The 10,568-nt window shown below is 59.4% G+C and carries 12 protein-coding genes; 3 read left to right on the forward strand and 9 right to left on the reverse strand.

The features are described from left to right. Positions 1-506: 506 nt before the first annotated feature. Both Q0288_RS10330 and Q0288_RS10335 read right to left on the reverse strand, forming a co-directional pair. Entirely contained in the window at positions 507-2,060 is a 1,554-nt protein-coding gene (locus tag Q0288_RS10330; RefSeq protein WP_299430089.1) for a methylmalonyl-CoA mutase family protein, read from the reverse strand. 220 nt (positions 2,061-2,280) lie between these two features. Continuing rightward, positions 2,281-2,445: a hypothetical protein gene (locus Q0288_RS10335; RefSeq protein WP_299430091.1), complete on the reverse strand. Its 165-nt coding sequence runs from the start codon at positions 2,443-2,445 to the stop codon at positions 2,281-2,283. Positions 2,446-2,786: 341 nt separating this feature from the next. Here Q0288_RS10335 and minD point away from each other — a divergent pair, with 341 nt between their 5' ends. Both minD and minE read left to right on the forward strand, forming a co-directional pair. Further along, entirely contained in the window at positions 2,787-3,590 is an 804-nt protein-coding gene (minD, locus tag Q0288_RS10340) for a septum site-determining protein MinD (protein WP_299430093.1), read from the forward strand. Next, positions 3,587-3,823, forward strand: a complete 237-nt coding sequence (minE, locus tag Q0288_RS10345) for a cell division topological specificity factor MinE (protein ID WP_299430095.1) — start codon at positions 3,587-3,589, stop codon at positions 3,821-3,823. Before minD ends, minE begins: the two co-directional genes overlap by 4 nt. A 30-nt stretch (positions 3,824-3,853) precedes the next feature. Here minE and Q0288_RS10350 read toward each other — a convergent pair whose 3' ends face one another. The 6 genes from Q0288_RS10350 to leuC all read right to left on the reverse strand — a co-directional run bounded on the left by Q0288_RS10350 (position 3,854) and on the right by leuC (position 9,040). Then, positions 3,854-4,597: an SDR family oxidoreductase gene (locus tag Q0288_RS10350; RefSeq protein WP_299430097.1), complete on the reverse strand. Its 744-nt coding sequence runs from the start codon at positions 4,595-4,597 to the stop codon at positions 3,854-3,856. After that, a complete protein-coding gene (locus Q0288_RS10355; RefSeq protein WP_299430099.1) occupies positions 4,597-5,343 on the reverse strand; it encodes an SDR family oxidoreductase in 747 nt (248 codons plus the stop codon). Before Q0288_RS10355 ends, Q0288_RS10350 begins: the two co-directional genes overlap by 1 nt. Before the next feature lie 178 nt (positions 5,344-5,521). Continuing rightward, positions 5,522-6,574, reverse strand: a complete 1,053-nt coding sequence (gene leuB, locus Q0288_RS10360) for a 3-isopropylmalate dehydrogenase (RefSeq protein ID WP_299430101.1) — start codon at positions 6,572-6,574, stop codon at positions 5,522-5,524. A 44-nt stretch (positions 6,575-6,618) separates the two neighbouring features. Further along, a complete protein-coding gene (leuD, locus tag Q0288_RS10365; RefSeq protein ID WP_299430103.1) occupies positions 6,619-7,221 on the reverse strand; it encodes a 3-isopropylmalate dehydratase small subunit in 603 nt (200 codons plus the stop codon). Then, positions 7,222-7,434 carry a hypothetical protein gene (locus Q0288_RS10370; RefSeq protein WP_299430105.1) on the reverse strand — a complete coding sequence of 71 codons (213 nt, stop codon included), beginning with the start codon at positions 7,432-7,434 and terminating at the stop codon, positions 7,222-7,224. Positions 7,435-7,615: 181 nt separating this feature from the next. Continuing rightward, positions 7,616-9,040, reverse strand: coding sequence for a 3-isopropylmalate dehydratase large subunit (gene leuC / locus Q0288_RS10375; protein WP_299430107.1), 1,425 nt, complete (start codon positions 9,038-9,040; stop codon positions 7,616-7,618). A 339-nt stretch (positions 9,041-9,379) separates the two neighbouring features. Here leuC and Q0288_RS10380 point away from each other — a divergent pair, with 339 nt between their 5' ends. Continuing rightward, positions 9,380-10,210, forward strand: a complete 831-nt coding sequence (locus Q0288_RS10380) for an aminoglycoside phosphotransferase family protein (RefSeq protein ID WP_299430109.1) — start codon at positions 9,380-9,382, stop codon at positions 10,208-10,210. Positions 10,211-10,315: 105 nt separating this feature from the next. Here Q0288_RS10380 and Q0288_RS10385 read toward each other — a convergent pair. Beyond that, a partial coding sequence (locus tag Q0288_RS10385; protein ID WP_299430111.1) for a hypothetical protein occupies positions 10,316-10,568 on the reverse strand: 253 nt, incomplete at its 5' end.

Genomic DNA, 10,568 nt, shown 5'->3' on the forward strand with positions numbered 1-10,568 from the left:
TAGATAACGGTGTTGGATTGAGGGACTGAAGAAGGGTGCTGGGAAAAAACCGGCACCATCGTTCATGGGCTCTTTGGACTTTGCTGTTTCGCCCTGCTCCCCAGAATGCAAGTTATCCCAGATTCGGTTAGAACCCGACTGACGGGAGACGCTTTTTCGCCGACCGTCAGGGAGGGGTGTGCTCTCGGATTCAAAAAGAGAGCCTCGGGGTCTCCTGGTTTGGTGATGATCTTTTTGAACCCGGTATTAGGGCTTGTGCACTCCAGCAGGGCCGGTACACAAACCCGATGCCCCAGCGTGAAGCCCAGTACACCTCTGCTCAGCAGGACGGTTGCCGTAAGTATCTCCTGGATGGGAATTTGCCATACGCGCAGAGGCCGGGCCAAGGAGCCACGTCGAAGCAATCCCAAACCGAAATTTCTATTGTGGTCGCACCGGGAAAGCGCATCCCTTCACGGAACCCGGAGGCGGTTTTCAAAGCCACCCCCAACCATTTGAAAACCGCCCTAGGATGGCTGATACTCACCCCATTCCTCGCGCAGAACGCCACAGATCTCGCCCAGGGTGGCGTGGCGGCGGAAACTGTCCAGAATGCAGGGCATCAGGTTCTCCCGGCCTCTAGAGGCTTGACGCAGGGCTTCCAGTGCATTGCGGGTTGCCTGCCCGTCACGGTTGGCCCGGAAGGCTTGAATCTGGGCTTTACGGCGGCGGCCCAGCTCATCGCCAATCTTTTGCACCGGGGTATGTTCGTTAAGGGGGGAGTCGGGGTTGTTGAACTGATTGACACCCACGATGACCCGCTTGCCGCTTTCGACCTGACGCTGGAACGCCCAGGCCGACTCTTCAATTTCTTGCTGGAAGAAGCCAGCCTCTACAGCCGCGACGGCTCCTCCCAGTTTGGTGATCTGCTCGAGGTAATCCTGGGCCTGGGCCTCGAGCAAGTCGGTCAGGTGCTCCACATAGAAGCTGCCCCCCAGAGGGTCTACAGCGTGGGTCACACCCGCCTCGTAGGCCAGAATTTGCTGGGTGCGCAAAGCCAGCAAGGCACTTTTTTGGGTGGGCAGGCCCAGCGCCTCGTCGTAGGCATTGGTGTGCAGACTCTGGGTTCCTCCCAGAACCGCTGCCAGGGCCTGGTAGGCTGTGCGCACCACGTTGCTGAGGGGTTCCTGGGCGGTGAGGGTGGAGCCACCGGTCTGGGTGTGGAAGCGCAGCATCCAGCTTTTGGGATCGCGGGCGTTAAGCTCCTGGCGCATTATGCGGGCCCACATCCGCCGGGCCGCACGGAACTTGGCGGTTTCCTCGAGGATGTCGCTGTGGGAGGCAAAGAAAAAGGAGAGCCTGGGCGCAAAAGCATCCACATCCAGCCCGGCTTCGATGGCTGCCCTCACATAGGCTATGCCGTTGGCCAGCGTGAACGCGATTTCCTGCGCGGCGGTCGAGCCTGCTTCGCGGATGTGATAGCCCGAGATGCTAATGGTGTTCCACCGGGGCACGCTCTCGCCGCAGAAGGCAAAAACATCGGTAATCAGCCGCATGGAAGGGCTGGGAGGGAAAATATAAGTGCCTCGGGCAATGTACTCCTTCAGAATGTCGTTCTGGATAGTGCCGCCCACCTTGTCCCAGGACACGCCCTGTTCTTCGGCTACCAACAAATAAAGCGATAGCAGCATGTTGGCCGGGGCATTGATGGTCATGCTGGTGGTGACCTGATCCAGTGGAATGCCCCCCAGGAGGGTTCGCATATCCTCGATGGAAGCAATCGAGACCCCTACTTTGCCCACTTCGCCCACGCTCAAAGGGTGGTCGGGGTCCATCCCGAGCTGGGTGGGCAGGTCGAAGGCCACCGAAAGCCCGGTCTGGCCTTGCGAAAGCAGGTAGCGGTAGCGGGCGTTGGACTCTTCGGCACTGCTAAAGCCTGCGTACTGCCGCATCGTCCAGGGGCGGTCGGTGTACATCTTGGGGTAGACCCCGCGTGTGTAGGGATACTGCCCAGGGCGACCCAGACGATCCTGGTATCCCTCGGGCAATGACTCGAACAGGTGTTCAACAGTGGCTTGCATAAGCCCTCCTCATTCCAATTGTGCACCTCAGTGGTTCCCGCATTCCTCTCGGGCGACGAAGCGGCTGGTAATCACTCAGGAATTGCGCCCAGTATAAACAGATCGTGAATGGGCCTCTGCGAACCGACCCGGGCGCAGCAGAATGGCCATAAGGGCCAGGAACCATGGTTCTGGTGGTGTGCTGGTGCGTTCTCGGATGGAGAACCCCCATACGGATGGTTTAAAAGACCACATACAACAGCACCAGTACCAGCACGGCTGCCCCAATAATCATCAGCAGCGGGGGTAGCAGAATCGAGTAGGCTGCGATCACCAGCGCGATAAAGTCTTTCCAGTCTGGTTTGATGTCGCCTTGACCGGGTTCTTGGTTCCTGGGGTTGTACATATACTGATTGTAACGCCTGGACTGGCCTCATCTGGCTTCTACTATTCAATCCGTTTCAGCTGATGCGTAGAGAGTTTTGTACCTCTGGGGATGGTTACTGTACGGGCCGTGGTTTTGCGGTTTTAGGATTGACGCCCTCCGGGCTAGGGTGGATAAACGGTAGAAGGACGCAGATGGGCAGGTTTTGGGATGGTTGTGCGGGGCTGGATTACGGATCTGGCAGTCCACTAGCCCTAACCAAGGGTCTGACCTCAGCCTGACACACCAGCCCCCTTGCCCGTATACTAATCCCAGCTTTTAGAGGCCCAAGCCGGCCTGGCTTGAAACCTGGAGGATTGAGTGTGAATGCCCGTGCGATTGTGGTGACTTCGGGAAAAGGTGGCGTAGGGAAGACCACCACTACAGCCAATGTAGGAGCAGCATTAGCCAGGTTGGGCGAAAAAGTGGTGGTCGTGGATGTGGATGTGGGGCTGCGCAACCTGGATGTGGTCATGGGGCTGGAGGGCCGCGTGGTCTACGACCTGATTGACGTAATTGAAGGCCGTTGCAAGCTACGCCAGGCCCTCATCCGCGACAAACGTATCGAAGGGCTGGCTTTGTTGGCAGCCTCGCAGACCAAAGACAAGGAATCGCTCGACCCGGAAAAGTTTCGCCATATTGTGGGGGCGATGCTGGAAGAAGAGGGCTTTGACCGGGTGCTGATTGACTCGCCTGCGGGCATCGAGAAGGGCTTCCAAACCGCAGCCACTCCTGCCGAGGGCGCGCTGGTGGTGGTCAACCCTGAGGTCTCGAGTGTGCGCGATGCTGACCGGATCATCGGGATGCTGGAGGCCCGTGAAATCCGCGAAAACTTTCTGGTCATCAACCGGTTGCGTCCCAAGCTGGTACAACGGGGCGACATGCTCTCGGTGGAGGATGTGGTGGAAATTCTGGGCATCAAGCCTATTGGCATTGTGCCCGAGGACGAGGGAGTGCTGATTTCCTCCAACCAGGGCGAGCCGCTGGTGCTTAAGAACGGTTCTGTGGCCGGAAAGGCCTTTTTGGAGATTGCTCAGCGGGTTAGGGGAGAGGATGTGCCGTTCACGCCAATGGGCGACTCGCCCGGCTTTTTGGGGACGCTACGGCGGCTGTTTGGAGGTAGATGATGGGTTGGTGGCCTTTTGGTGCGAAAAGCAGCAAGGATCAACTCAAAGACCGCCTTAAGGTGGTGCTGGCCTATGACCGCGCCCATCTTTCTCCCGGTATGGTCGAGCAGCTCAAACAGGATCTGCTGGCCGTGCTAAAACGCTACTTCCCTGATGAGGACAATCTTTCTATCCACGTAGAGACCTTTGATGACAAGATGAAGCTCCAGGCCGACGTACCCATTCCGAAGTGATGCCGGTTTTGCTTTGAAGCGGAACGGGTATCACGCCCTATACTGAACGATGGTTCCATGATATTGTTGCGGCTTCTCCACTAGCAGCCTGACCAGGGCCTGGGCCACTTCCTGGGGGCTGTGCAGTTCACCGCGCTTTTGGGATCCCCCAAAGCGCTCGCGCAGGGCAGGGCCACCGCTTCCTTCCGCACTGCGGTGGTGGGCCTGCATCGCGGTGTCCACATGCCCAGGCCGATAAACAAAACAGGTGATGCTGGGATGCTCCAAGGCCAGTTGCTTAGCCAGATATTCCTCGGCAGCCTTGGTTGCGCCGTACACGCCAGAACCAGGGAAGTTGAGCTCTGTTGCCCCAGAGCCTAGAAAAACGGCCAACCCGCCGCCGCTGCGCAACAGGTTGGGGTAGGCGTAGCGGGCCAGCAGATAACTGGCCTTCAGGTTGACCGCTACCAGCTCGTCAAAATGGGTCTCGGAAAGCTCTGTCACCAACGGCCCGGAGTGCAGAACCGCGGCATTGTGGATGAAGCCGCCGAAATTCCCCAGCACCTTTGCAGCCTTCACCATAAACTGCACGGTCTGATCCTGGCTTGCGTCTCCCACCACCGCCCGCACCTGCGCCCCGAGTGCCCTGCAATCCTCGACGACGTGTTCCAGGGCTTCTGGGTTGCGTGCGTTCAGCACCAGACTGGCCCCCGCTTTGGACAGCTCGAGCGCCACAGCTTCGCCGATGCCCCGGCTGGCCCCGGTCAGGATGAGGGTTTGCTGGTTCAGATCCATCAAAGGTCGTTCTGGGTGGCAATTTTACCGTGGAATTTGCGCGGACTGCCTTCCAGGATACGCACCAGCGCTCTGGCCGATTGATCGGGGGTGAGTACCCGGCCCTGCGATTTATACCCTTTGAACAGTGGGCGCAAGGTCTCGCTCCCCCCACCCTGGGCCTCGCGGAGCTGTTTTTGCATATCGGTTTCGACCAGGCCGGGGCGGTAGACAAAACAGGTGACCTCGGGGGCCTCCACTGCGAGTTGCCGGGCCAGATGTTCTTCGGCAGCCTTGGCGATGGCATAGATGCCCATCCCCGAGATGTTGTATTCGGCCACGCCCGAGCCCAGAAACACCGCGATGCCGCCGGACTGACGGATCAGATGGGGGTAGGCAAAGCGTGCCAACTGATAGCCCCCCTTGACATTGGATTCCATGATTTCGTCGTATTGTGACTCGATCAGTTCGTAGGCCAGCGGCCCTGCATTCAAGATGCCCGCATTGTGGATGAAGCCCGCAAAGGTTCCGATTTGCAGTGCAGCACTGACTAAAGCCTCGGCCACGGTGCTGCTGGCCGCACTCCCGGCCACCGCTTCGCAGCGCACGCCCAGGTCGCGCACCTCGTCGCGCACGAACTCGAGGGCGGTCTGGTTGCGAGCACCAATAACCAAATTGGCCCCAGCCTTGGCCAGTTCCAGGGCCAGGGCTTCGCCAATGCCCCGGCTGGCTCCGGTGATGATGAGGGTTCGACCCTTAAGTTTCATGCCCTGTATATACGCTGGATTGCTTCAAACTGCTAGGGTCAAGTAAACCTAAGGCCGAAGGCTCTTAGCTTCAAGCGATGGGAAGAGCCCTTTTATAGCCAGCACGTGCTCTTTGTTAGCTAAGAACTTGTTGTAGAGCGGAGTCACTGTGAAAACCGCGATAAGCGCTACAGGCTGTTCAAGCCGAAACTTTGTTGAAAGCCTCGACCACTTGCTGGGTGAAGGCGTGGGTGCTGGCCTTGCCCCCCAGGTCGGGGGTGGGGTTGACCGAGAGGGCTGTGGTTACGGCGGCCTCTAGCTTTTGGGCCACATCGGGATGGCCCAGGGCATGGGTTAGCAGCATTGCTGCTGAGAGGATGGCGGCGGTGGGGTTGGCGATGCCTTTACCCGCAATATCGGGGGCCGAGCCGTGCACTGGCTCGAACAGGGGGGTTTTTTCACCCAGACTGGCCGAGGGCAGCAGGCCCAGCGAGCCGGGCACAACCGAGGCCAGATCGGAGAGAATATCGCCAAATAGGTTGCCCGTCACCACCACATCAAAGCGCCCTGGCCGGGTGACCAGGTGCATAGCCATAGCGTCTACATACTGGTGTTCCAGGGACACCTCGGGATAGCTTTTGTGCGCCTCGCCCACGGTCTTACGCCAGAACTCGCCCACCTCGAGTACGTTGGCCTTGTCCACGCTGCATACCTGGCCCCGCCGCTTGCGGGCAGCCTCGAAGGCCACCCTGGCAATGCGCTCGACCTCGGGCTTGCTGTAGCGCTCGGTGTTCCAGCCCTCGGCCTCGCTCATGCCGCGCGGAGTCCCGAAATAAATTCCACCCGTGAGTTCACGGATCACCAGCACGTCCACCCCCCGGGCGATTTCGGGTTTGAGGGGGGAGAGGTGCTCGAGGCCGGGCAGAACCCTGGCCGGACGCAGGTTGGCGTAGAGGCCGTGGGCCTTACGCAAAGCCAGCAGCCCGGTTTCGGCCCGCAGGTGCCGCGCCACGTGATCCCACTTTGGGCCGCCGATGGCCCCCAGCAGGATGGCGTCGGATTCCAGACAGCCCTTCTGGGTCACTTCGGGAAAGGGTTCACCATGGGTGTCTATGGCGTTGCCGCCAAACGGGAAAGCCTCAAACTCCAGATGCAGACCGTAGATCCGGTCGGCAGCCTTCAGAACCTCTACCGCAGCACTGGTTACCTCGGGGCCGATGCCATCACCGGGGAGTAGAGCAATTTTGGGCATTTACACATCCTTCCTCTCCCCCCTCAGCGGGGGAGGGAGCTGAACTAGCGAGTGGCCCTGGGCAGCCTTGCAGACGCCTGTTCCAGCAAATCGCCAGCCTCCAGCAGGTCGGCAATCGGATCCCAGCGGCCTTCGGTCAGGGCTTTCTGGGCGGTGGTGGGAAGGCCAATCGTGAAAGACCGCTCGCCGTAGCGCACCTCGAGGTTTTCAATGTCCACGGTGACCTCGAGGCCAGGTTCTTGCTTAACAGCCCAGACCAGGGTTTCAAGGTCGGCCCTGGCTGCTGCCACACACGGTACCCCGAGGGCGGTGGAGTTGCCGAAGAAAATCTCCGCAAAGCTCTCGCCGATGATGGCGCGAAAGCCTGCCCGGTAGATGGCCTGGGGCGAGTGCTCCCGCGAGGAGCCACAGCCGAAGTTTGCACCCACCAGCAGGATCGAAGCGCCCTGGAAGCGGGGGTCGTTGAGGGGGTGTGGTTTTTCTGAGCCGTCGGCGTTGAAGCGTTCGTCATAAAACAGAGCTTCGCCCAGCCCATCGAAGGTGACTACCTTCAGATACCGTGCGGGCGTAATGCGGTCGGTGTCTATGTCGTTGGCGGGAACATGTACGGCCCGCCCGCGCACCTGTTTGACTGGTTCTAAAGCCATCTATTCTTCCTCCTTATCCTTGAACGCTGCCAGGATGCCCCAGATACCGGCTATCGCCGAGATGGCACTGAAGGCAAAACCCAGTACAAAGACCACCCAGCTAATCAGGGGACTGCGGTCCATATTGCCGTACCACAGCCCCAGCGTTGCGAGGGCGAGCAGTACCGAGACCGCCACCATCGCCACTCCACGAAGAAGTTCTGTTGTTGCCAAACACCCACCTCTACTTGTTATCCCACACCCATCAGACCAGGGGCTTTCCGACTAACAGCCTAGCACTGTCGAGCGACGTTTACGAGAAAGAGCATGCCCTCTGACTCAGTTAAGCCCGGATGGGTTCAAACTCCCCCTCAACCGGGTGTCCGTGCTGCCTGCAAAAGCGCGAACGATCCGATTACGCGTCCACCAACTCCCCCACCCCGAAAACTTCTCTTGCGTCGCTCACCCTGCCCGTCACCGCCGCCGCTACCACCATCAACGGCGACATCAGCACGGTGCGGCCCGTGGCGCTGCCCTGCCGCCCTTTGAAGTTGCGGTTGGAGCTCGAGGCGCACAGCTCGTCCCCGATCAGCTTATCCGGGTTCATGGCCAGACACATCGAACAGCCCGCGCTGCGCCACTCGAAACCAGCTTCAGTGAAGATTTTGTCAATGCCCTCCTCCTCACAGGCTCTGGCCACCTGCTGCGAACCGGGCACCGCAATGGCCCGCACCCCCGGCGCAACCCTGTGCCCCTTGAGGTATTTGGCGGCTTCGCGAAAGTCGGAGAGGCGACCATTGGTACAACTGCCCAGGAAAGCCACGTTGACCCTGACACCCTTGATAGCCTGGCCGGGCTGGAGGTTCATGTGCTTGAGGGCTTCTTCCAGCCCAGCCCGCTCGGCCTGGGGATAGTCGGCGGGGTTGGGCACCCGATCGGTAATGGCGCAACCCTGGCCGGGGTTGATGCCCCAGGTTACGGTGGGGGCAATCTCCTCGGCCCGGATCTCGACCATATCGTCGTAGTGGGCATCGGGGTCGGAGGCCAGGGCCTGCCAGCGCTGAACAGACTGCTCCCAGGCTGCACCCTTGGGCGCATAGGCTCGACCTTGCAGATACTCGAAGGTGGTCTGGTCGGGGTTCACATAGCCGCAGCGCGCCCCCCCCTCGATGCTCATGTTGCATACGGTCATGCGCTCTTCCATGCTGAAGTTGTCGAAAACACTGCCGCCATACTCGTAGGCGTAGCCGATGCCACCGTTCACGCCCAGCACCTTGATGATGTGCAGGATCACGTCCTTGGCATACACGCCGGGTTGCAGGCTGCCATCTACATTGATGCGGCGTACCTTTTGCTTGGCCATGGCCAGGGTCTGGGTAGCCAGCACATCGCGCACCTGGGTGGTGCCGACACCAAAGGCAATCGCACCAAAGGCGCCGTGGGTGGCGGTGTGGCTATCACCGCAGGCAATGGTCATACCGGGCTGGGTGATTCCGTTCTCGGGGCCGATGATGTGGACGATGCCCTGAAGGCCCGAGGTCACATCGAAGAAGGTGATGCCGAAGTCCCGGACGTTCTTACGGAGCTGGCGGATCATCTCGTCGGCCTGGGGATCTTCGAAAGGCTCCAGGAGGGAGTGGGTTGGCACAATGTGGTCTACAGTGGCGAAGGTACGTTCGGGAAAGCGAACTTTTAGACCCAGGTCGCGCAGCATGCCGAAGGCCTGTGGGCTGGTGACCTCGTGGATGAGATGGGTATCTATGAATAGCTGGGTTTGTCCGTTGGGAAGTGTTCTGACGGCGTGGCTTTCCCAGACTTTTTGGTACAGACTTTTTCCCATGTGGATGGCTCCTCCTCTACTTGTAGGTAGACCTTTAGCAAAGATCTCAGAGGCTACTGCCCTGGGATCCGAGGTGCAGCAGACCAGGTGATTCCACGATAGGTCTGCAACATGCCCCGGCCAAAAGCCCCTCGGATACTGCACAGGGGCTGGCGCAACTTAGACCCCTCAAGCAGGGCTTACCAGGATCTGCTTTACCCGATCCGGCATTCCCAGAAGTATAAAGTTTGGTATACCAAACGTCAAGATAAAGGCCTGAACTGCTTATCAGGACAGCATAACGGGCCATGTGGAAGTGCCGGAGGTTGTTTTAGCCGCAACCTGGCTCTGGAAGCCAGTATGCTGGGATTGATGTTGCTGACGCGGCTGGGACAGGGGCGGGAGGCCGAGGTATTTGCCTGGGCCGACGGCTATGTGCTAAAGCTGTTCTGGCCCGAGTTTTCACATGCCGACGCCGAGTTGGAAGCCCGCCTGACCCAGCAAGTCTGGCTTATGGGGGTGCCCTCGGCCAAGGTAGAAGACGTGCTCGAGATGGAGGGACGCTGGGGCATGGTTTTGCAGTGGATCAAAGGGGTTCCCCTGACCGACTACATCCAGACCGACCCCAGCCGCCTGCGATTTGCGGCCCAGATGCTGGGGGCCTTGCACCGTCAACTCCACAGCAAAGCGGCTGGACAGCTACCGTCCCAGCGCCTGCAACTGATCCGCCGGATTCAGGCCTGCCGACTTCCCCTCGAGCTACGTGTGGCCTTGCTCAACCATTTGGAACAGCTTCCCGACGGAACTGCACTTTGCCACGGCGATTTCCACCCCGAAAACGTGCTGGTGTCCGAGGACGGGGTATATGTGATTGACTGGCCGGGCGCCATGCGCGGGAACCCGGTGGCCGACATTGCCCGCACCACCCTGCTGGTGCTCTACAGCGAACTCCCCCCCGATTTGCCAGGGCGCGAAGAAATCATGCACCAGCGGGAGCAGTTTTATCAGACCTACCTCGAGCACTACCAGACCTTCTCGGGCTTAGACCTGGCCCAGCTCCAGGCCTGGATGCCCATCGTAGCCGCTGCGCGGCTGCGCGAGAACATCCCTTCGGAGGAGTCCCGCTTGATGTCGTTGATTGAAAACGGTCTGGCCGGATCGCCAGCGCCGCTAATTCGCCACTTTACTTGAGCTGCAGGAATCAAACCGGGTGCTCTATCCAGCCTTCAGGCCCTATGCTAGAAGGTTGAACTTTCTCCAATCTGGAAAATGCAGGCGAAATGGGAACAAGAGGAACTACGACACGATGCAGATGACCCGCCAGACAGAGAAAACGGTAGCAGGGGTGGCCAAGAAACCAGGGATACCATGAAAAACGGTATTGGACTGGGTGTATCGCTGGACAAAGTGGGTGACAGCCTTTTTTTCAGATAGAAAGGGTAGAAAAGTAACAGCCAGTAACCCTTGAACAACGGAAGCAAGAGAACCAGCGATTGAGACGAGAGAATGAGGTATTTTGTCAGAGTTTGAAATACCAAACAAAGCTACC

The sequence above is a fragment of the uncultured Meiothermus sp. genome (genome assembly GCF_937863175.1).
Lineage (GTDB): Bacteria > Deinococcota > Deinococci > Deinococcales > Thermaceae > Meiothermus.

Coding starts and splice junctions, on each gene's coding strand:
- Q0288_RS10330 (WP_299430089.1), bottom strand. CDS start 2,060: ATGCAAGCCACTGTTGAACACCTGTTCGAGTCATTGCCCGAGGGATAC.
- Q0288_RS10335 (WP_299430091.1), bottom strand. CDS start 2,445: ATGTACAACCCCAGGAACCAAGAACCCGGTCAAGGCGACATCAAACCA.
- minE (WP_299430095.1), top strand. CDS start 3,587: ATGATGGGTTGGTGGCCTTTTGGTGCGAAAAGCAGCAAGGATCAACTC.
- Q0288_RS10350 (WP_299430097.1), bottom strand. CDS start 4,597: ATGGATCTGAACCAGCAAACCCTCATCCTGACCGGGGCCAGCCGGGGC.
- Q0288_RS10355 (WP_299430099.1), bottom strand. CDS start 5,343: ATGAAACTTAAGGGTCGAACCCTCATCATCACCGGAGCCAGCCGGGGC.
- leuB (WP_299430101.1), bottom strand. CDS start 6,574: ATGCCCAAAATTGCTCTACTCCCCGGTGATGGCATCGGCCCCGAGGTA.
- leuD (WP_299430103.1), bottom strand. CDS start 7,221: ATGGCTTTAGAACCAGTCAAACAGGTGCGCGGGCGGGCCGTACATGTT.
- leuC (WP_299430107.1), bottom strand. CDS start 9,040: ATGGGAAAAAGTCTGTACCAAAAAGTCTGGGAAAGCCACGCCGTCAGA.
- Q0288_RS10380 (WP_299430109.1), top strand. CDS start 9,380: ATGCTGGGATTGATGTTGCTGACGCGGCTGGGACAGGGGCGGGAGGCC.